This is a genomic window from Eikenella sp. NML03-A-027, assembly GCF_001648395.1.
Lineage (GTDB): Bacteria > Pseudomonadota > Gammaproteobacteria > Burkholderiales > Neisseriaceae > Eikenella > Eikenella exigua.
Window position 1 is genome coordinate 376260 of sequence record NZ_LXSM01000016.1, and the last position, 19891, is coordinate 396150.

Genomic DNA, 19891 nt, shown 5'->3' on the forward strand with positions numbered 1-19891 from the left:
TCAGATAGACTCAAACCAAACGTTGTTGCCGGCAAACCATTCAACCAAATCAAACAGACAACGCAATGAAACAAAAACTCACCCTCCTCACCTTATCCCTTTTAGTGGCCGGCTGGCAGGTGCAGGCTGCGCCACAAGCTGCCTCTTCCCCCCGCCAAGCCTCTGCTCCCGCTGCTTCTCTTTCGGTTGTTTCCGCCAGTTCTGCCGCCACTCAGCCCGTGGCTGCCGTGGGGCTACCTGAAATCAAAGCCTCAGCCTATGCTGTGTATGACGCGCAAAGCGGCCAGATACTTGCATCGCACAAATTAAACGAACACATCGAGCCCGCTTCCCTCACCAAACTGATGACCGCCTATTTGGTGTTCAAAGCCCTAGAAGAAGGCAAGCTCAAGCCAGATCAAACCTTTACCGTTTCCGAGCAAGGCTGGAAAGTAGAAGGATCGCGCATGTTTCTCGATCCGAAAACCCCTGCTCGCGTGGATGATTTGCTCAAAGGGGTGATTGTGCAGTCTGGCAACGATGCCTCCATTACCCTGGCCGAAGCTGTGGCCGGTAGCGAAGCACAGTTTGTGCAGCTGATGAACGCCGAAGCCAAACGACTCGGCATGAACGACACCCATTTTGAAAATAGTACCGGCCTGCCCGGCGCGCAGCACTACACCTCGGTGCAAGACCTCATCACCCTTTCCGCCGCTATCATTCACGACTATCCGCAATACTATCGGCTCTACGCCATCCAGTCTTACAGCTACAACAACATCACCCAGCCCAACCGCAACCTGCTGCTTTACCGCGACCCTGATGTGGATGGCATGAAAACCGGCCACACCGACAGCGCCGGCTACAATCTAGTTGCCTCCAGCAAACGTAACGGCCGCCGCGTGATTTCTGTAGTGGTGGGCACTGAAAGCATGCAGGCGCGCGCCGCCGAGAGCAGCAAATTGCTCAATTGGGCGCTGCAATCTTATGATACGCCCAAGCTGTATGATGCCGAGACCGCCATTTCACAGGTGAAAGTGTATAAGGGTATAGAAAACGCCGTGAACGTGGGCTTTATTGACACCACCTACATCACCGTGCCGCACGGCCAAGCCGCCCAGCTTCAGCCCGTGCTAGAAACCGTGCAGCCCGTGCTTGCGCCGATTAGCAAAGGCCAAGTACTCGGCACGGTGAAATTTATGGATGCGCAAAACCGCGTGGTGGCACAGAAAAACGTGGTGGCGCTCAACGACGTGGCTGAAGCCGGCTTCTTCGGCCGCCTGTGGGATAGCATCGTGCTGTGGTTTAAGAGCCTGTTTAGCGGGTCTTGATATGGCTTGATTGATGCGAGAAAGGCTACCTGAAATTGTTCAAGTAGCCTTTTGTTTGGGTGGTAGGGTGCGGTAATGTTGGATTGTGGGTAGGTAGACGTTGCCACACCGACATTTTGTTCTGCCTGTCGCGCACGATGAGGTGGTTTTGCTGCAAATCGAGCTGGTTACCGTAGAACTCCGCCACACTGATTTTGTGCCCTGTATAGGCTTGCAGGCTGAAATGTTGGATAAGTTGAGCGAGGGAGGCACTTGGTATCGGGCTGCGCGCTGCACAGCCTGTTCATTACGTTTGGTGATAACAGTGTGCAGAGTGTGGGTTGGCGATATGCAAATGGTATTTGGGCGTTCGGCTTCACCATGGGCGGCGGTGTAGGTGAATTGTTGGAAGTCGAGCACGCCGCCGAGCTTGTGGAAGCAGCTGATGGCGGTACGGCATTGACGGTGTTGCCATTCGGGCAGGCTGGCGTAGGGCAGTGTTTCTAGGTATTGGAAGGATATGGGGGTTTAATTTCGTTGAAGCTGCCCTTTCAGGTAGCTTCTTTATGACCTCTTAATCAGTTTCAGGTAGCCTTTTACCCCAAGCTCAGCCGATGCGTTTGAACGGGGGCAGGCAGGCGAGGAGTTGTTTGCCGTAGCGGGCGGTGAGGATGCGGTTGTCGAGGATGGTGATGCGGCCGTAGTCGTGTTCGGTGCGGATGAGGCGGCCTACAGCCTGGGTGAGTTTGATGCCGGCTTCGGGCACGGTGATTTCCATGAAGGGATTGCCGCCGCGCCGCTCGATCCAGCGGCTGCGGGTTTTTTCGATGGGGTGGTCGGGCATGGTGAAGGGTAGTTTGGCGATGATAACGTGGGCGCAGTCGCTGCCGGGCAGGTCGAGGCCTTCGGCGAAGCTGTCGAGCCCGAACAGGATGCTGGCGCGGCCTTCGGCGATGGCTTGGCGGTGGCGTTCGAGCAGGATGGCTTTGGGCACGTCGCCTTGGATGAGCAATAGGGGCAGGTGGCTTTCAGGTAGCCTTAAGGCCACGTCTTGCATCTGTTTGCGCGAAGAGAACAAAACGAGGGTGCCGACGGCTTCTTCGGGGCTGATGAGCTTGGGCAGCCATTCGGCGATTTCGGCGGTGTGGGCATCGGCCTGCTTGGGACTGGCGGCCACGGGCGGGATGTAGAGCTCGCCTTGGGCGGGGAAGTTGAAGGGGCTTTCCAGCGCGAGGGTGGTGGTTTCAGGTAGCCATTGCAGGCCGGTTTGTTTCAATAAATGGTCGAAGTTGCCGAGCGATTGCAGGGTGGCGGAGGTGAGGATGGCACCGGCGGCGCGGCGCCACAGGCCGGCGGCGAGCATGGCGGCGGCGCTCACGGGGGAGGCGTGGAAGGAGTAGTCGGTTTTGTCGTTGTTGTGACTGCATTCGATCCATTTGGCCAGCGGCGGGGCGTCGCCCACGGGCTCAGTGGCGAGCAAGTCCCACACGGCGCTGATTTGCTCGATGCGGGCGCGGAAGATGCCGAATTCGCTGCTGAGGCGGTCGATTTGGGCGCTGTCGCTGTCTTTTTCGCGGCGGGCGGCGGAGAGGGCGTCGTTGAGGCCGTTGGCGTGTTTGTAGAGGCTTTGCGCGGCGGCGGCGGTGTTGGATACGAGCAAGGCGAGCCCTTCGGGGATTTGGCCGTCTTGCCACAGCCATTGCGGATCGCGGCCGCTGTCGTTGTAGGCGAGCTCGGGGGTGTCGCCGAGGTGGAACTGCCATTCGTCGAGACTGTCGAGCAGGGCGGCGGCAGCTTCGTCGGCCAGGTTGGCCAGCTCGGCTTTGTCGGCCACGGCGGCGATTTTGTCGGTGATTTGCGGCAGTTTTTCCAGCGCCCACACGGCTTGGTTCAGCGAATGCTCGGCGGCAAACTGGTTGAGCGCTTTTTTGGGTAGGTGGTGTGCTTCGTCGATGCAGTAGAAGCTGTGTTCGGGCGCGGGCAGAATCACGCCGCCGCCCATGCCGATGTCCACCATGAGCAAATCGTGGTTGCTCACCACCACATCCACGGTTTCGAGCGTGTCGCGGGCAAGGTAGAAGGGGCATTCGGGGCGGTTGGGGCAGGCGGCTTTGAGGCAGCCGTAGTTGTCGTTGTTTACCTTAAGCCAGAGGGTATCGTCGATTTTCTCCGGCCAGGTGTCGCGGTCGCCGTTGAAGCGGCGTTCGGCGAAGGCGTCGGCCAGCTCGCGCAGAGTTTGGATTTCTTCGGGCTTGGGCTTGCTGTCCCACAGGATTTGCGGGGTGTCGAAGCCGGCCAGGCTTTGCTGCGCCTGGCTTTGGGTGAGCTGGTAGAGCTTGTAGGGGCAGAGGTAGCGGCCGCGCCCTTTGGCCAGGGCAAAGGTGAGCTCGAGCCCGCTTTTTTCCACCAAAAACGGCAAATCGCGCCCCACCAGCTGCTCTTGCAGCGCCACGGTGGCGCTGGATACCACCAGCCGCTTGCCGCGCGTTTGCGCCATGATGCCGCCGGCTAAAAGATAGGCCAGGCTTTTGCCCACGCCGGTGGGGCCTTCAATCACGGCAATGCTCTCGCCCTCGCGTTTGGGCGGCTCTTCGCCGTCGGCTTTTTCCAGCGTGCGCGACAGGGTGTTGGCCACGGCGGCCAGCATTTCGCGCTGCGCTTTGCGCGGGCGGAAATGGGGCAGGTTTTCGCTGATAGCCTGGTAGTGACGGCGGATGGCGTCTTTTTCTAAATCGGTGAGCATGGCGGTGGCGGCAGGAAAGAAGCGGGTATTATAGAAGATTATGGGAGGGCTTGGGCGGGAGTGGAGGCTACCTGAAAAATATAGGACAGGGCAGAGAAGGCATAGGTGTTCCAAAATCAAAATAAGACAACGCCATATCCTTCATGGAGACGGCTATAAACTTTCAGGTAGCCTGTTGCGCGATAAAGGCTACCTGAAACCTGATGGCGTGCAGAATGAAAGGCAAGTACAATCCGCCGCATCAACCATCAAACAGCTGGAGAGTGAAATGTCTGAACTCTTGGAATTTTTCCGCACCGAAACCGTGGGTGCGGCGGCAGAAACGCTGGATTTTTGGCTCAACGAATGCAGTTTGGACGAAGCGCCTTCGGCAGAGGAAGTGGCGCAGTGGCAGGCGGTGCTGGACGAGCGCGGCGGGCGGTTTGTGCGGTTGGCGATGATGTGTGCCGATTGGCTTGAGGAGCACCGGGCGTGAACCGCTGGCTGTGGCTAAGCGTTTTGTGGTTTGCGGGCATGATGTATGCGCTGCTGCTACATCAGGGCAGCAACGCGCCGCTGCCGTTTGCCCATTTCGATAAAGTGGTGCACGCGGCTTTGTTTTTCGGCCAGTTTTGGCTGCTGGCTAAAGTGTTTTTTCTGCGGCGGCGGCCTGTGCCGTGGAAAGCTTTGCTGCTGGCGGCGCTGGTGTTGGTTGCGGGCAGCGAGTGGGCGCAAGGCGCGCTCACGGCATCACGGCAGGCCGATTGGCGTGATGCGGCAGCAGATATAGTTGGTGCGGCGGCAGCGCTGTATTTTGCCGCGCAGGTGCAGGCGGCGCGTGCCGGTAAGCGGTCGGGCTTGGGCGAAAAGTGTTGAGATGATGCTTGCTAAACGCCGCTCCCGGGCTTATAATGCGCCTTCTTTCGGAATGTAGCGCAGTCTGGTAGCGCACTTCGTTCGGGACGAAGGGGTCGGAGGTTCGAATCCTCTCATTCCGACCAGCTTTTCAAAAAGACTTGGTGCTGCCAAGTCTTTTTGTTTTGGTGCGGCGCAAATGCTGTGCCGTTCTCGGTCTTAAAGGCTACCTGAAACTTAGGTTTCGGCCAGGCTGAATATTTCCCATTCCATCCAGTTATTGCAAAGAAATCCGTTATGACCGCCTCTCTTATCCAAGATCTGCAAGCGCGCGGCCTGATCGCGCAAACCACCGACATCGAAGCTTTGAGCACTTTGTTGAACGAACAGAAAATCGCCCTCTACTGCGGTTTCGATCCGACCGCCGACAGCCTGCATATCGGCCACTTGTTGCCCGTGTTGGCCTTGCGCCGTTTCCAACAGGCGGGGCATACGCCGATTGCTTTGGTGGGCGGCGCAACCGGCATGATTGGCGACCCCAGCTTCAAAGCGGTGGAGCGCAGCTTGAATTCCGCCGAAACCGTTGCCGGCTGGGTAGAAAGCATCCGCAACCAGCTGAAACCGTTTTTGAGCTTTGAAGGCGAAAACGCCGCCATTATGGCGAACAACGCCGACTGGTTCGGCAGCATGAACTGCCTCGATTTCCTGCGTGACATCGGCAAGCATTTCTCTGTGAACGCCATGCTGAACAAGGAATCCGTCAAACAGCGTATCGACCGCGACGACGTGGGCATTTCCTTCACTGAGTTCGCCTATACGCTGCTGCAAAGCTATGACTTTGCCGAGCTGAACAAACGCCACGGAGCAACGCTGCAGATCGGCGGTTCCGACCAATGGGGCAACATTACCAACGGCATCGACCTGACCCGCCGTTTAAACCAAAAACAAGTATTCGGCCTGACCCTGCCGTTGGTAACCAAATCCGACGGCACCAAATTTGGCAAAACTGAAGGCGGCGCGGTATGGCTGAACGCGAAGAAAACCTCGCCGTATCAGTTCTACCAATTCTGGCTGAAAGTAGCCGATGCTGATGTGTATAAATTCCTGAAGTATTTTACTTTCTTGTTGGTGGAAGAAATCGCCTCTATTGAAGCGAAAGACCAAGCCAGCGGCACCAAGCCCGAAGCGCAACGCATCCTCGCCGAAGAAATGACCCGCCTGATTCACGGCGAAGCCGCCCTGCAAGCCGCGCAACGCATTTCCGAAAGCCTGTTTGCCGAAGACCAAAGCCATCTCACCGAAAGCGACTTCGAACAGCTCGCCCTCGACGGCCTGCCCGCATTTGAAGTTTCAGACGGCCTCAACGTCGTCGAAGCCTTGGTTAAAACCGGCTTGGCCTCGTCCAACAAAGAAGCGCGCGGTTTTGTGAACAGCAAAGCGGTATGGCTCAACGGCCAAGCCGCCGAATCGAACAACCCGAACCACGCAGCCGAACGCCCCGATGATGCCTATCTGCTGACCGACGCGCACAAACGCTTCGGCAAATACACCATCCTCCGCCGTGGCAAACGCAACCACGCGCTTTTGGTGTGGCAATGATTTGAATGAAAACCAAAGGCTACCTGAAAACCCAGCTGCTCCGGCCGGATTTTCAGGTAGCCTTATTCTTAGGTTTGTGCTTTGAAAACACAGCTTATTTCCCTAGGATAAAGGCTACCTGAAACCGGTTTTCCGGCTGCTGTTCAGGTTGTCGGCAAGGTTGTTTTCATCGTATGATTCTGCCTCTGGCCAGCCGGCAGACAGTAGATTTTGCAGAACAGGCAGGCCATCAGCCTGTTCTGCAAAATCTAATTGAGATCAGAAAGTTAAACATGCTACAGGCAATCAACCCAATCCGGCTGGCCGATAATTCAGGCCGCCCGCCGGAAACCATTTTGGTGAACGTAACGCCGCAGGAAACCCGCGTGGCGCTGTTGGAAGAAAACAAAGTGTGCGAGCTGCACATCGACCGCAACAGCGGCCACGGGTTGGTGGGCAATATTTATTTGGGCGTGGTCAAACGCGTGCTGCCCGGCATGCAGAGCGCTTTTATCGACATCGGCTTGGAGCGCGCCGCCTTTTTGCACATTGTGGACGTGCTCGAACAGCGGCAGAAGCCGGAGGAAACCCAGCGCATCGAGCACATGCTGTTTGAAGGGCAAACCATCCTGGTGCAGGTGATTAAAGACCCGATTAACAGCAAAGGCGCGCGCCTTTCCACCCAAATCTCCCTAGCCGGCCGCTTTCTCGTGTATCTGCCGCAAGACAACCACATCGGCATTTCCCAGCGCATTGAAGACGAAGAAGAACGCAACGAATTGCGTACCCGCCTCAAAGCCCTGCTGCCCGAAAACGCCGGCGGCTACATTATCCGCACCAGCGCCGAAAACGCCCGCGATGAAGAATTGCAGGCCGACATCGGCTACCTGGCCAAGCTGTGGCAAGACATTCTCGCCCGCTCCAAAACCAGCCCGGCCGAAACCATGCTGTATGAGGATTTGCCTCTGAGCCTGCGCGTGCTGCGTGATATGTTCAACAGCAACACTCAGAAAATCTTCGTCGATTCCGCCAATAATTACCGCCTGATGCAGGAATTTGCCCGGCAATACGTACAGGGCGCGGTGGAACGTATCCAACACTATCAGGGCGAAAAACCCTTGTTCGAGCTCCATCATGTGGAGCAGGAAATCAACCAGTCGCTCAAGCCGCGTGTGGATTTAAACTTCGGCGGCTACCTGATTATCGAGAGCACCGAAGCCATGACCACCATCGACGTGAACACCGGCGGCTTCGTGGGCGCACGCAATTTCGACGAAACCATCTTCAAAACCAACCTCGATGCCTGCCACGCCATCGCCCGCGAGCTGCGCCTGCGCAACCTCGGCGGCATGATTATTGTGGATTTCATCGATATGGCCAGCGAAGAACACCGCCAGGCCGTATTGGGCGAGATGGCCAAAGCCCTGCGCTTCGACCGCACCCGTGTTACCCTCAACGGCTTCACCAGCCTAGGCCTGGTGGAGCTCACTCGCAAACGCTCGCGCGAAAACCTCAATCACATCCTGTGTGAATCCTGCCCCACTTGCCAGGGCAGGGGCTACCTGAAAACCCCGCAAACCGTATGCTACGAAATCCAACGCGAAATCGTGCGCGAATCCCGCCGCTTCGATGCCCGCGAATTCCGCATCCTCGCCGCGCCGGCCGTTATCGATTTGTTTTTGGATGAAGAATCGCAATCGCTCGCGTTGCTGATCGACTTCATCGGCAAACCCGTTTCCCTGATGGTGGAAAACAGCTACATGCAGGAGCAGTTTGATATTGTGCTGTTGTGATGGGGTTGGATAAGAAAAAAGCTAGCTGAAAACACAGCACAGCAAGTTGCTGCTAGCTAAAATTTTTTAGCTAGCTTTTTGGTTATGGGAAGGATTTACACGGTTTGGCGATACAGCAAGAGAAAAGGCTACCTGAAGCTGTTTTCAGGTAGCCTTTTGTGCTGTGCGGCGATTATTTCTTCAGCGAATCACGGATTTCGCGCAACAGCAAGATTTCTTCGGATGGCTCGGCAGGAGCTTCTTCCGGAGCGGTTTTTTGCAGTTTGCTGATACTTTTGATCACGGCGAAGATAGCGGTGGCGATAATTAGGAAGCTGATCACGGTGTTGATAAACAGGCCGATATTCAGGGTAACCGCGCCGGCGGCTTGGGCGGCGGCCAGGGTGGCGTAACCGTTGGCAGGGGCATCTGCACCTGCTTTCAGGGTGATGAACAGGTTGGAGAAGTCCACTCCGCCCAAAATCAGGCCGATAGGGGGCATGATCACGTCGTCCACCAATGATTTGACGATGCCGGAGAAGGCGGTGCCGACTACCATACCAACGGCGAGGTCAATCACGTTGCCGCGCATGATGAAGGCTTTGAATTCGTCACGTAATGCCATGTGAGTTTCCTTGAATGGTTAAGAACGGCGGCATGATAATGGTTTTAGCCGTCGCCGTCTTGTAGGTTACGGATAAATTTTGTTAATTGTGGCTGAATGGCGAGGAAAGCAGCAAATTATTCGATTTCCCCGCTGTTGGCAGGCAGGATATGGCGGCAGAAACGCCAGTCGGCAACGGCTTGGTCGTCGATATAGGCTTGCGGTTTGGGCAGGAAGGCTTGGAAACAGTGGGCGATTCCCAGCTCTTCCGCACTAGCGCGGGCGTAGTCGGCACCGCCGCTGCTCCACAAGTAGAGCAGGTGGCCGGCATCGTGCAGGCGGCGGATGTGGGCGATTACGGCGGCCATGGGGATGCGCGTTTGGCCAACGCTACGGACGAGGGTGTCGTCAACATCGACGAATATGGTTTTGGGGCGGGGCGTATTCATGTGAGGCTACCTGAAAAAAGACCGGGCTGAAGCACTTCATTTCATACGGCCATATTGCTGCCGGGTATGGAAGGAGGGCTTCAGCCTGATTTGTCAAAGCTGGTGCAGGTAAGGCACAAACCCAGGCTGTTGCCTGTGCCGCCTTATTCCGGGTGCATCAGTGCCTGGATTTCAGCCAGGGAAATATCGGGCACGGCGCCGTGGCGGGTAACATTGAGCGCACCGATGGCGCAGGCGAAGGCCAGGGTGTCTTCGGGGCTGGCGCCGGAGAGCATTTGGAACAAGAAACCGGCAAGGAAGCTGTCGCCCGCGCCCACGGAATCGGCCATGCTCACGCGGAAACCGTGGTGGGCTAGGATTTTGCCGTGGCGGAAATACACCGCGCCGTGCTGGCCGAGGGTGATGCAGATGTGGGCGGTGTCGGTGTGGCCGGCGAGGTAGCGCAGGTTTTGTTCGAGGCTGTGGTAGGGCGAGCCGAAGGCGGCGGAGAGCTCGTAGAGTTCCTCGTCGTTGAGCTTGATGAGGTCGGCATGACGCATGAGGCTGAGCACGCGTTCGGGCTCGTAATGCGGTTTGCGCAGATTGACATCGAGCACGCGGAAACGGGCGGCGGGCAGGATTTGCTCCAGTGCGGCACGGGACACGGGATCGCGCCCGGAGAGGCTGCCATACACGAGCACGTCGGATTCGGCCACGCGCGCGCGCGCTGCTTCGGTTACGCTGATTTTATCCCAAGCGCAAGGATAAACGATGTCGTAGCTGGCGCTGCCGTCTGGCTTGAGCAGCACTTTCACCAGGCTGGTGGCGTGTTCTTCGTCGGTTTGTACCAAGTCGGCGGCCACGTTGCGCGCGGCAATCTGGCGCAGCAGCTCTTCGCCGTCGGCATCGCGGCCGCATCGGCTGATGATGCTGCAGTCTGCGCTGAACGAGACCAGGCGCACCAAAACATTGAGCGGCGCGCCGCCGAGGGCTTTGCCGCCGGGGAAGTCGTCCCATAATACTTCGCCGAAGCTGCTGATTTTCATATCTATTCTATATTTGATTATTAAGTATAAGTAATAGTTTACTAAGTTATTGTTTTTCTATCCATTCTAGAAAATTATCTTCATTCCAGATTGTTGCATTGTTTTTAATAGCCTGCTCAATTTTTTTATGACCGGCATTATTTCCACAAACTAAAATTTTAAGGTTTTCTCCTGCTTTTTTAGTAACCCATAGCATATAAATATTTTTAGCTAATTCCTCTAGATAATCTTTACGATCTTTTGCGAAACCAGTAAAACAAATTTGTAATTTATCAGGATGTCGATTCTTAGGATATGATGGCTTGAAGGGCTGTAAATACTTAATCAAGATTCTTGATGGAAATTATTTCCTTAGTTTCTTGTATAGTTATTTCACTATTTTGGATACTATTTAAAATAAAAGTCTTAACCATTTTCTCTTTTAAATCGAAAGTTTGCAAATGTGTTTCATTAGCAGAAATTCCCCTTACATTTTTTTCTGCAGTTATGCCTTCTTTGTTAGTATATATAAACTGTATGTACATTAAATTAATTCCTTAAATGAAAAAATTTAATTTATATAAAAACTAGTTTTATTTGGTTTAGGGTAAAAAGGTAATCACACATTAAACAAGAAGTGCATCACATCGCCATCCTGCACCACGTATTCCTTGCCTTCCACGCGCATTTTGCCGGCTTCTTTGGCTTTGGCTTCGCCGCCGAGCGAGACAAAATCGTCGTAGGCAATCACTTGGGCGCGGATGAAGCCGCGTTCGAAGTCGGTGTGAATCACGCCGGCAGCCTGCGGGGCGGTGTCTCCTTTGTGGATGGTCCAGGCGCGGACTTCTTTCACGCCGGCGGTGAAGTAGGTTTGCAGGCCCAAGAGGTCGTAGCCCGAGCGGATCAGGCGGTTCAGGCCGGGTTCTTCCAAGCCCATTTCGGCGAGGAATTCGGCTTTTTCATCGTCTTCCAATTCGGCGATTTCGCTCTCCATTGCAGCGCATACGGCAACGACGGGGGCGTTTTCTTTTTCAGCCAATGCTTTCAGGCGGTCGAGGTGCAGGTTGTTTTCAAAACCGTCTTCGGCCACGTTGCCCACATACATGGCGGGTTTGGCGGTGAGCAGGAACAGCGGTTTGAGCATGGCGAGCTCGTCTGCGTCTAAGCCGAAGGAGCGCACGGGCTTGCCTTCGTTGAGGTGCGGCAGGATTTTTTTGCACAGTTCCACCAATTTTTGCGCGTCTTTGTCGCCGGAGCGGGCGCGTTTTTCTTCGCGGACGATGGCTTTTTCAACGCTGGCGAGGTCGGCAAGCGCCAATTCGGTGCCGATGGTTTCAATGTCGGCAATCGGATCGACCTTGCCGGAAACGTGCACGATGTTATCGTTGTCGAAGCAGCGCACGACGTTCACGATGGCGTCGGTTTCGCGGATGTTGGCGAGGAACTGGTTGCCCAAGCCTTCGCCTTTGCTTGCGCCGGCGACCAAACCTGCGATGTCCACAAATTCCACAATGGCGGGCTGCATTTTTTGCGGATTAACGATTTTCGCCAGCTCCGCCATGCGCGGGTCGGGCACTTCCACGATGCCAACGTTGGGCTCGATGGTGCAGAAGGGATAGTTCGCCGCTTCGATGCCCAATTGGGTCAGCGCGTTAAAGAGGGTGGATTTGCCGACGTTGGGCAGGCCGACGATGCCGCATTTCATGCTCATGTGTGTTCCTTAAATGCCGTTAGAATAAAATCGGCGGATTTTAACATAGAAGGCTACCTGAAAGCTGCGGTTTGGGGTTTCAGGTAGCCTAATAGGCGATTTGAAGCGGGCTGAAAACGGCAGCACGGGATGGTAGCCGGGCAGAAGCACGGCTTCGGCTGAGCCAAAATATTGTGACACTTTGTTGAAGCTGCGTTTTCAGGTAGCCTGCGGGGTAGGGCGGAAATAGGCAGTTTGCCCATAAGGCTGCTATAATGCCGCCCCTGTTTGGCCGGCCGCATAGCTAAAGCGGTTATTTCTTCACGCAGCTAGGAAGGAGTAAGTGCTTTGGCGTTATGCCGATAACCATACAGAGCCACACATCACCATGCTTGAACACCTGCCTTATTTCCAGCAACATCTGCCCCGCGATTTGAGCCGCGTTAATGCGGTGATTGAGCGCGCGGTGCAATCGGAAGTGGCACTGATTTCGCAAATCGGGCGCTACATCATCAGCGCCGGCGGCAAGCGGCTGCGGCCGGTACTTACCATTCTTTCCGGCAAGGTGCTGGACTACGATGAAGACCCGCTCTACGCGCTGGCGGCGATGGTGGAATTCATCCATACTTCCACCCTGCTGCACGACGATGTGGTGGACGAAAGCGAGCTGCGGCGCGGCCTGAAAACGGCAAACAATATGTTCGGCAACGCCGCTGCCGTGCTGGTGGGCGATTTCCTCTACACCCGTGCCTTCCAGCTGATGGTGTCTTCAGGCAGCCTGAAGATTTTAGACGTGATGGCCGATGCCACCAACATCATCGCCGAGGGCGAAGTGTTGCAGCTGATGAATATCGGCAACACCAACATCACCGAAGCCGAATATGCGCAGGTGATCCAATATAAAACCGCCAAACTGTTTGAAGCTGCCGCACAAGTGGGCGCGATTTTGGCCGGCGCCACGCCCGAGCAGGAAATTGCGCTGAAATGCTACGGCTGCCATATCGGCACCGCCTTCCAGATTATTGACGACGTACTGGATTATTCCGGCAACATCGAAGAAACTGGTAAAAACGTGGGCGATGATTTGGCCGAAGGCAAGTCAACCCTGCCGCTGATTTACCTGATGCAAAACGCTGAGCAACCGGTGGCCGAAGCTGTGCGCTACGCACTGGAGCACTCGGACCGGAGCTATTTCAAGCAAATTCATGCTTATGTGGCGCAATCCGATGCACTGGCCTATTGCGTGAACGAGGCGCGTAAAGCAGTGGACGAGGCCTTGTCATGCTTGGCCGCGTTGCCGGACAATGAGGTGTTGCAGGCCATGCGGCAGCTTGCCGAAGAGTCGCTGGAGCGTGTATCATAGCGGCCTTTTTTTCGGGAATATATAATTGCATCTGAATGTTATCCCGCTGTTTTTGGTGCTGCTGATTTTGCTGGGCGTGCTCAGCAACAACCAATCCATTACCATCTCGGCCACTGTGTTGCTCCTGATGCAGCAAACCGTGCTGGCGCGCTATATCCCGCTGGCCGAACAATACGGCATTCAAGCTGGTATTATTCTGCTTACCATCGGCGTGCTCAGCCCGCTGGTGTCGGGCAGAATCCAGTTTCCCGGTTTGGCCGGGTTGATGAGCTGGAAAATGCTGGCGGCGGTGTTGGCGGGCATATTGGTGGCCTGGCTGGCCGGGCGCGGCGTGCCGCTGATGAGCGAGCAGCCGGTGCTGGTAACCGGCCTGCTGCTGGGCACGATTATCGGCGTGGCGTTTTTGGGCGGCATCCCGGTGGGGCCGCTGATTGCAGCGGGGATTTTGTCGCTTATTGCCGGAAAAGTTTGATTGGAAAGTTTGAGTATTTCTCGCCGTAGTTCAATGGATAGAACGTATGCCTCCTAAGCGTAAAATACAGGTTCGATTCCTGTCGGCGGGGCCATGATGAAAAGGCTACCTGAAATGTTTCAGGTAGCCTTTTTCTTACCTGCCGTTTGCAGGAAAGGGGGGTTAACCCGTATTGCGCAAGCCTTGTGCCACGCCGTTGATGGTGAGGTGGATTAGGTGGATGAGCTGCGGGTTGCCCGGGTGCTGGCGCAAGCGGGCGAGCAGGGCTACCTGAAGCCAGTTGAGCGCGTTCAGGTAGGGAATGCGCAGGGCCAGGGAGCGGGCGAGGCTGCGGTTGTCGGTGAGCAGGTGGTCTTGCTCGATTAATTGCAACAGGACGTGACGGCTGCGTTTGAACTCGCCTGCAATGCGTTCAAACATGGCTTGGGCAGCTTGCGGCTGGGCGGCCAGGCCAACATAGGCACGGGCGATGTCCAAATCTGCTTTGGCCATCACCTGTTCCATATTGGAGAGCATGGCTTGGAAGAAGGCGCTGTGCCGCACCATATGGCGCAGGCGGTCGAGGTTGGCGGGGTTGTCGCGCAAGAGCTGTTCGACCGCGCTGCCGAAGCCATACCAAGCAGGCAGCATCAGGCGGTTTTGCGTCCAGGAGAACACCCAGGGAATAGCGCGCAAATCCTGTATCCGCGCCAGAGTTTTGCGGCTGGCGGGGCGGCTGCCGATGTTGAGGCTGGCGATTTCGTTGATCGGGCTGGTTTGCAGGAAGTAGCCCACGAAATCGGGATGGGTGATGAGTTCGCGGTAGTAGGCGAAGGCAGCGTCGGAGAGCGACTGCATCAGCGCGGCATCGGGCTCTTCGGTGCGGTGCGGCAGCAGGCTGGCTTCCAGCGCGGCGGCCACCAAGGTTTCGAGGTTGCGCTCGGCGTTGTCGGCATCGGCGTATTTGGCGGTGATGACTTCGCCTTGCTCGGTGATGCGGATCTGCCCGGCCACGCTGCCGGCGGGCTGCGCCAGCACGGCTTCGTAGGATGGACCGCCGCCACGCCCCACGCTGCCGCCGCGCCCGTGGAACAGGCGCAGGCGCACTTGGTGTTTGGCAAACAGTTTCACCAAAGCCTGCTCGGCCTGATACAGCACCCATTGGCTGGTTACATAACCACCGTCTTTGTTGCTGTCGGAATAGCCGAGCATGATCTCCTGAATATTGCTGCGGCCGGCGAGCAGGTGGCGGTACCACGGTAGGGAGAAAAGATGATCCATCACGCCGATGCAGTCTTGCAGCGCTTCGATGGTTTCAAACAGCGGCACTATATTGAGCCGGCTTTCAGGTAGCCCTTCGGTGTTTAGGCGCAACAGGCCGGTTTCTTTCATAATCAAGGCCAAGGCAAGCATTTCGCTCACGTTTTCGGCATTGGAGATGATGCTTTGGCGGATGGCTTCCTCGCCGAAGCCGGCTTTAATTTCGGCCGCGGCACGGAAGATGGCCAGCTCGTGTTCGGTATCTTCGCTGTATTGGGCAAACGGGCTGTGGAGCGGGCGCGGGGAAGACAGTTCGCGCAGCAGCACACGTTCGCGCTCGGCTTCGTTCAGCACGGCGAAGTCTTCCAAGCCGGCGGCGGCAAAGAGCTCGGCTACCACGTTGATATGTTTTTGGGCGTGTTGGCGCAAATCTAGCGGCATCAGATAAAAGCGGAACACGGAAGCGGCACGGATCAGGTCGGCCAAGCGGCCGTCGGCCAGCAGGCGGCTGCCGTTAGTGCATAAGGAAGTGTGCACGGTGTGCAGGTCAGCTAAAAATTCTTCCACCGTATCATACGGTTCGAGCAGGCCAAACTGGCTGCCCAAGCCGCTGCCGAAACGGTGGGCGGTGGCCACGGTGCGGGCGAGAATATAGGCCAGGGCGCGGCGGTAGGGCTCTTCTTCGTGGGCGCGTTCGGTGTCGGGAGATTTAGCTGATAAAGCCAACACTTCGGGGCTCACGTTCACGCGCCGGATCGACATCGGCAGCTCTTCATACAGTTTGTAGAGCTGGCTGCGGTAGAAGCGGAATACGGCACTGGCCTGCTGGGAGAAAGCTGTGCGCAGGGTGTCGGCGGAAACGAAAGGGTTGCCGTCGCGGTCGCCGCCGATCCAGCCGCCGATGTGCAGCACATTGGGCAGGCGGGTGTGTGGGAAGGCTACCTGAAGGGAGGCCTCCAGCTTGCGGTATACGCCGGGCACGGCGCTGAAGAAGCTGAGCGGAAAATACATGATGCCGTTGCTGATTTCATCGGCCACCGTGATTTTGAAATGACGGTTTTCATTGGTTTGCCACAGCGTCCACAGCATAGTTTGCACCTGCTGCTGCAATCGTTCTTCGTTTTGTCCAGCCTGGTTGGCGCGTTGGTCGAGCAGGTTGCGGATTTGGCGGTGCAGGGTGAGGGTGGTTTGACGCTGCACTTCGGTAGGATGCGCGGTGAGCACGGCGGCCACTTCGGTGTGGTTTAGCTGCTGCTGCAAGGCTTCGGCGCTTACGCCTTGCTGTTGCAGCAAATCAAGGGTGTGGCCGAAGGTGGATTTGGCGTTGTCGCGGGTTTGGCTGTGCGCCAGACGGCGGCGTTGGTGGTGTGCGTCTTCGGCAATATTGAGGATTTGTGCAAACAGGCTGCAGGCGCGGATAAGGTCTTCCAGCTGTTGGTCGTTGAGCTGTGGCAGGCTGCGCGACACCACGTCTTGCGGTGCTTCACCGCCCAGCAGCGCGGCCACGGCTTCCTGCACGGGGCAGTCGGTTTGTGCGGCCAGCACGGTTTGCAGCGCGCCGGTAAGGAAGGCAACGTCGTCGAAGAGCGGCGCGTCTTTGTAGGGATGTTGGCCGGAAGGTTCGGGCATCATGGGATATTCCTTTGCGGAGGGTTATTCTTGGGTTAGCCGGGAAAAACGCAATGTACTGTTTGGGTAATCCAAGCCGTACACGCACCAGATCAATACGAAATAGGCAATGGCATGCAGCAGCCAGCCGGCAGGAAGGCTACCTGAAAACAGCGGAGCCGAAGGCAGACAGGTAAACAAGATGCCCGCCAGCACCGATGCCAGAGCCAGCCATTGGTATACGCGCATGCCGAGAAAATACGGCGTTTGCGGTTCGCCGCGCAGCGATTCTTCCACAAAGCGGAACGCACCGCTGAGAATCAAATACATACCGGCGATAAACGAAGCAGGCATTTGCAGCCGGTATAAGCGCCACAGCAGGAAAAAGCTCAGAAAATTGGCGGCGATGGAATAAAATTGGGTGGGGTGCAGATTTTTCCCCTGCCAGCCGGCCAGTTTGCACACACGCGATTTATCATGGAAAAAGCGGATGCCAGGCATATCGGTGGGGATACCGTGGCAGCAGCCCTGAATCAGGCAGCGGCAGCGGCCGAAAAGCTGGATGGGGCAGGCAGCCAGTGCAGCCGCGCCCAGCAGCGTCCAACCGCCCAAATCCGAACCGGCGGCAATCAGGCAGCCGGCCAGCACGATGCCGAACACGCTGCCGTAGTAGCCAAACGGGCGCAGCAGCGCCGATGAGCCTTCCACCCATTGCGCCCATAGGCCCGCGCCGATAAACCCGGCCACCCCCAGCAGCCACACTGCCCATAAATACTGCGGCAGCAGATAAGCCAATACCAGGAAACCGCTCACACCGCCCAATGCGGCATAGAAGCCGTGGTTAATCAGCCGCAGGCGGCCAAAGCGCCATTCGTGCCACGAGTTGGCAATATATTCGGCGGCGCGCAACAGAGCGTGGTAGATCGGCTGCCGGTGTCGGATTGCCCAATAGGCGGCCATCCCGGCTAACATATCAGCCAAGGTATGGTTGTGCGTGGTCAGGCAGCTGACAATCACCAGTGTCGCCAACAAAGCCCATACCATACGCCACTGCGGGCGGCATAGGCAAGAATATCGTGCAGCCAATAGCGCCCAAAACACATGAAACGAAGGCAGCGCTGCGGCGGCGCTATCATACTCCCGCCCCAGGGCAATCCAATGTAGCCACAACGTATTTTCAGGTAGCCTGCCATAGCGCACGGCAGCCGGAATAATCAGATAACAATAGAAAATTAGTGCCATGCCCCAGAATGTGTCTAGAGCAAAGCTGCGCAGCTGGCGGTTTTGCCGCAACCACAGCGGCAGCAGCCCGGCCCACGGATAAAGCAGCACATAAAACACCACGCTGAAGCCCCACAGCGGCACGTCCTCATCCCAAGCGCCGTTGCTATACCACGCATCGGGCGGCACCCCCAGCCACACAAACGCTTCATACAACAGCAGCCATACCAACCAAACCTTCAGCCCGAGCAATAGCCGCCTGGAGAAAGCCACCTCATGCCCGTTATCCGGCGGCAGGCTGAACAGGCTGTAGTGCAGCATCGGCCGGGCGCCGAACTGCTTGGCCATCACCTCGCGCTCAAAGCCGACAACATAAGCCACTATGAGCAATGCAAACAGCGGCGATACCAGCCACAGCCCGCCGGGCGACTGTGCATACAGTGCCGTGCCCGTGCAAAGTAGGACTGCGCCGGTATAAATCGGGTGGCGGCACAGGCGGTAGGCGCCGGAAGCCACAAAATGCTGTGGCGGAAACGCATTCATTGGCAGGCCGCCGCCGCGGTACCACAGGTTGTGCATTGCCCACAGGATTAATGAGAATCCGGCCGCTGCCAGCAGTGCGCCGGCCAGTGGGTAGGGCGGTACCGGCAGCCGCACCACCTCCGAAGTGTGCTGTGCCCAATATTGCAGCAACAGCGGCAGCAGCAGGCAGAACACCAAGGCATAAACAATTTTTTGCAGGGTAACGCTTATTTTTGCCATAACACCCTCTCGTATAAGGCCCAGCCTTCCACGGCAATATTTTCAGGTAGCCTCAAGGTGGCGCGGCTTTTCCATTTTTGTTCTCGGCTGGATAAAAATCTGCGGCTGAACAATAGCCGCAACAATGGGTTGCGCGCTGCAATAGCCAGCAGCGGCTCGTCTTTTATCGTTTCCGGTGCAGCAAACGCCAGATGCAGGCCGAATGCCGGCGCTTTCAGCCTACCGGCTTCCAGCACGAAATCTTCAGTTAGCACACCGTTGTAGTACAAACGTTTTAGCGGCACTTCGCCGCGCCATTCGATCCACACCACATAGTGCTGCTCCGATACGAAACGCCCCCAATACAGCTCGCATAACGGCAGCTGTTGCGGCCAAAAATCCATTTCCAGCGTTTCGGCATAACCCAAGCCGCTGTATTCCTGCCCGTTTAAGGCTACCTGAAAACGGGCGCTGGGCGTGTGGGCATGCCAAACGAGCCGGCGTTTGCCACCGGCCGGCAAGGTAAGCCGGACACCGTCGGACAAAGCCTGCCAGCGGCCTTCGAGGCCAAGTTTGGGTTGTCGGATGCTGTTGGGGGATAGTTGCGATGCGCTCAGGCAGCTGCGTTCGATGGTGCAGCCGTGGGCCGGGCTGAAAATCAGGGCAGAATAGGGCAACTTGATGCCGTAGTAATGCAGCTCGGCCGCATAGGCAATCAATGCGTTGCCGGCAGCATCAATACCGTCGAAATAATGTTTGCGCAGGCGGAACATGATGGGAGAAAAACTATTTGGCCGGATGAGGCTACCTAAAAAATAGCAGTTTCGTGCCAGCCGATATTTTCAGGTAGCCTTGGCTGGCATGGCCGGTATACTGTTTGATTGCAGTTTAAGCGGCAGCTGGTCGGAAGGAAACGGCTTACAGCGCGGCTTCGTCCCGCTCGCCGGTGCGGATGCGCACCACGCCTTCTACCGGCAGGATGAAGATTTTGCCATCGCCGATTTTGCCGGAGTTGGCCGCCTGCACGATGGCTTCCACTGCCTGCTCGACCATGCTGTCTTCCAGCACGATTTCCAACCGGATTTTGGGCAGAAAATCTACTGCGTATTCCGCGCCGCGATAGATTTCAGTGTGGCCTTTTTGGCGGCCGAAGCCTTTCACTTCGGTTACGGTCATGCCGTTTACGCCGATATCGGTGAGCGCGTCGCGCACGTCGTCGAGTTTGAACGGTTTGATGATGGCTTCGATTTTCTTCATGGGTTCCTCTGGTAGGTTGGTATATAA

At 56.6% G+C, this 19891-nt stretch carries 19 protein-coding genes and 2 tRNA genes; 10 read left to right on the forward strand and 11 right to left on the reverse strand.

What is annotated here, in order from left to right:
* Positions 1 to 65 precede the first annotated feature (65 nt).
* Both A7P96_RS07350 and A7P96_RS07355 read left to right on the forward strand, forming a co-directional pair.
* Positions 66 to 1310 (forward strand): D-alanyl-D-alanine carboxypeptidase family protein, encoded by a 1245-nt coding sequence (locus A7P96_RS07350; RefSeq protein ID WP_067525937.1) that lies wholly within the window; start codon positions 66 to 68, stop codon positions 1308 to 1310.
* A gap of 252 nt (positions 1311 to 1562) precedes the next feature.
* A complete protein-coding gene (locus tag A7P96_RS07355) occupies positions 1563 to 1796 on the forward strand; it encodes a hypothetical protein (RefSeq protein ID WP_067525938.1) in 234 nt (77 codons plus the stop codon).
* Between the two features lie 100 nt (positions 1797 to 1896).
* Here the strand turns inward: A7P96_RS07355 and dinG are convergent, their stop codons facing one another.
* A complete protein-coding gene (gene dinG, locus A7P96_RS07360; RefSeq protein WP_067525940.1) occupies positions 1897 to 4032 on the reverse strand; it encodes an ATP-dependent DNA helicase DinG in 2136 nt (711 codons plus the stop codon).
* Between the two features lie 268 nt (positions 4033 to 4300).
* Between dinG and A7P96_RS07365 the strand changes: the two genes are divergently transcribed.
* The 5 genes from A7P96_RS07365 (at position 4301) to rng (ending at position 8237) form a co-directional block, all read left to right on the forward strand.
* Positions 4301 to 4507: a hypothetical protein gene (locus A7P96_RS07365; protein ID WP_064104855.1), complete on the forward strand. Its 207-nt coding sequence runs from the start codon at positions 4301 to 4303 to the stop codon at positions 4505 to 4507.
* Positions 4504 to 4887, forward strand: a complete 384-nt coding sequence (locus A7P96_RS07370) for a hypothetical protein (RefSeq protein WP_082887939.1) — start codon at positions 4504 to 4506, stop codon at positions 4885 to 4887. The genes A7P96_RS07365 and A7P96_RS07370 overlap by 4 nt, the downstream gene beginning before the upstream one ends.
* Positions 4888 to 4935: 48 nt before the next feature.
* Positions 4936 to 5012: transfer RNA gene (locus tag A7P96_RS07375), tRNA-Pro, on the forward strand.
* Between the two features lie 151 nt (positions 5013 to 5163).
* Positions 5164 to 6465, forward strand: coding sequence for a tyrosine--tRNA ligase (gene tyrS, locus A7P96_RS07380; RefSeq protein ID WP_067525941.1), 1302 nt, complete (start codon positions 5164 to 5166; stop codon positions 6463 to 6465).
* 272 nt (positions 6466 to 6737) lie between these two features.
* Complete coding sequence (gene rng / locus A7P96_RS07385) at positions 6738 to 8237, forward strand: ribonuclease G (RefSeq protein ID WP_067525942.1); 1500 nt, start codon at positions 6738 to 6740, stop codon at positions 8235 to 8237.
* Between the two features lie 172 nt (positions 8238 to 8409).
* Here the strand turns inward: rng and mscL are convergent, their stop codons facing one another.
* The 6 genes from mscL to A7P96_RS10820 all read right to left on the reverse strand — a co-directional run bounded on the left by mscL (position 8410) and on the right by A7P96_RS10820 (position 12164).
* A complete protein-coding gene (gene mscL / locus A7P96_RS07390) occupies positions 8410 to 8841 on the reverse strand; it encodes a large conductance mechanosensitive channel protein MscL (RefSeq protein WP_067444724.1) in 432 nt (143 codons plus the stop codon).
* Between the two features lie 116 nt (positions 8842 to 8957).
* Positions 8958 to 9269 (reverse strand): HAD family hydrolase, encoded by a 312-nt coding sequence (locus A7P96_RS07395; protein WP_067525943.1) that lies wholly within the window; start codon positions 9267 to 9269, stop codon positions 8958 to 8960.
* 143 nt (positions 9270 to 9412) lie between these two features.
* A complete protein-coding gene (locus A7P96_RS07400; protein ID WP_067525944.1) occupies positions 9413 to 10294 on the reverse strand; it encodes a carbohydrate kinase family protein in 882 nt (293 codons plus the stop codon).
* Between the two features lie 46 nt (positions 10295 to 10340).
* The gene (locus A7P96_RS10815; protein WP_156496308.1) at positions 10341 to 10622 is read right to left on the reverse strand and encodes a hypothetical protein; all 282 of its coding nucleotides are present in this window, start codon (positions 10620 to 10622) and stop codon (positions 10341 to 10343) included.
* Positions 10623 to 10892: 270 nt separating this feature from the next.
* Positions 10893 to 11984 (reverse strand): redox-regulated ATPase YchF, encoded by a 1092-nt coding sequence (gene ychF / locus A7P96_RS07410; protein WP_067525948.1) that lies wholly within the window; start codon positions 11982 to 11984, stop codon positions 10893 to 10895.
* Positions 11985 to 11993: 9 nt separating this feature from the next.
* Positions 11994 to 12164, reverse strand: coding sequence for a hypothetical protein (locus A7P96_RS10820; RefSeq protein ID WP_156496309.1), 171 nt, complete (start codon positions 12162 to 12164; stop codon positions 11994 to 11996).
* Between the two features lie 187 nt (positions 12165 to 12351).
* On the opposite strand from A7P96_RS10820, the gene A7P96_RS07415 reads away from it, so the two are divergent.
* From A7P96_RS07415 to A7P96_RS07425, 3 genes are all read left to right on the forward strand, one after another.
* The gene (locus A7P96_RS07415) at positions 12352 to 13326 is read left to right on the forward strand and encodes a polyprenyl synthetase family protein (protein ID WP_067526359.1); all 975 of its coding nucleotides are present in this window, start codon (positions 12352 to 12354) and stop codon (positions 13324 to 13326) included.
* Between the two features lie 25 nt (positions 13327 to 13351).
* The gene (locus tag A7P96_RS07420) at positions 13352 to 13798 is read left to right on the forward strand and encodes a DUF441 domain-containing protein (protein WP_064090801.1); all 447 of its coding nucleotides are present in this window, start codon (positions 13352 to 13354) and stop codon (positions 13796 to 13798) included.
* 19 nt (positions 13799 to 13817) lie between these two features.
* A tRNA-Arg gene (locus A7P96_RS07425) sits at positions 13818 to 13892 on the forward strand.
* Positions 13893 to 13960: 68 nt separating this feature from the next.
* Here the strand turns inward: A7P96_RS07425 and ppc are convergent.
* From ppc to A7P96_RS07445, 4 genes are all read right to left on the reverse strand, one after another.
* A complete protein-coding gene (gene ppc / locus A7P96_RS07430) occupies positions 13961 to 16669 on the reverse strand; it encodes a phosphoenolpyruvate carboxylase (protein ID WP_067525950.1) in 2709 nt (902 codons plus the stop codon).
* Positions 16670 to 16690: 21 nt separating this feature from the next.
* The gene (locus A7P96_RS07435; RefSeq protein ID WP_067525953.1) at positions 16691 to 18628 is read right to left on the reverse strand and encodes a prolipoprotein diacylglyceryl transferase family protein; all 1938 of its coding nucleotides are present in this window, start codon (positions 18626 to 18628) and stop codon (positions 16691 to 16693) included.
* Positions 18616 to 19380 (reverse strand): hypothetical protein, encoded by a 765-nt coding sequence (locus A7P96_RS07440; protein ID WP_067525955.1) that lies wholly within the window; start codon positions 19378 to 19380, stop codon positions 18616 to 18618. Before A7P96_RS07440 ends, A7P96_RS07435 begins: the two co-directional genes overlap by 13 nt.
* A gap of 145 nt (positions 19381 to 19525) precedes the next feature.
* Positions 19526 to 19864, reverse strand: a complete 339-nt coding sequence (locus A7P96_RS07445) for a P-II family nitrogen regulator (RefSeq protein ID WP_003823108.1) — start codon at positions 19862 to 19864, stop codon at positions 19526 to 19528.
* Positions 19865 to 19891: the final 27 nt, after the last annotated feature.

What these genes read in the sequence shown, in the direction of transcription:
- A7P96_RS07350 (WP_067525937.1), top strand. Translation starts at nt 66, where the DNA reads ATGAAACAAAAACTCACCCTCCTCACCTTATCCCTTTTAGTGGCCGGC.
- dinG (WP_067525940.1), bottom strand. Translation starts at nt 4,032, where the DNA reads ATGCTCACCGATTTAGAAAAAGACGCCATCCGCCGTCACTACCAGGCT.
- A7P96_RS07365 (WP_064104855.1), top strand. Translation starts at nt 4,301, where the DNA reads ATGTCTGAACTCTTGGAATTTTTCCGCACCGAAACCGTGGGTGCGGCG.
- tyrS (WP_067525941.1), top strand. Translation starts at nt 5,164, where the DNA reads ATGACCGCCTCTCTTATCCAAGATCTGCAAGCGCGCGGCCTGATCGCG.
- rng (WP_067525942.1), top strand. Translation starts at nt 6,738, where the DNA reads ATGCTACAGGCAATCAACCCAATCCGGCTGGCCGATAATTCAGGCCGC.
- mscL (WP_067444724.1), bottom strand. Translation starts at nt 8,841, where the DNA reads ATGGCATTACGTGACGAATTCAAAGCCTTCATCATGCGCGGCAACGTG.
- A7P96_RS07395 (WP_067525943.1), bottom strand. Translation starts at nt 9,269, where the DNA reads ATGAATACGCCCCGCCCCAAAACCATATTCGTCGATGTTGACGACACC.
- A7P96_RS07400 (WP_067525944.1), bottom strand. Translation starts at nt 10,294, where the DNA reads ATGAAAATCAGCAGCTTCGGCGAAGTATTATGGGACGACTTCCCCGGC.
- ychF (WP_067525948.1), bottom strand. Translation starts at nt 11,984, where the DNA reads ATGAGCATGAAATGCGGCATCGTCGGCCTGCCCAACGTCGGCAAATCC.
- A7P96_RS07415 (WP_067526359.1), top strand. Translation starts at nt 12,352, where the DNA reads ATGCTTGAACACCTGCCTTATTTCCAGCAACATCTGCCCCGCGATTTG.
- ppc (WP_067525950.1), bottom strand. Translation starts at nt 16,669, where the DNA reads ATGATGCCCGAACCTTCCGGCCAACATCCCTACAAAGACGCGCCGCTC.
- A7P96_RS07435 (WP_067525953.1), bottom strand. Translation starts at nt 18,628, where the DNA reads ATGGCAAAAATAAGCGTTACCCTGCAAAAAATTGTTTATGCCTTGGTG.
- A7P96_RS07440 (WP_067525955.1), bottom strand. Translation starts at nt 19,380, where the DNA reads ATGTTCCGCCTGCGCAAACATTATTTCGACGGTATTGATGCTGCCGGC.
- A7P96_RS07445 (WP_003823108.1), bottom strand. Translation starts at nt 19,864, where the DNA reads ATGAAGAAAATCGAAGCCATCATCAAACCGTTCAAACTCGACGACGTG.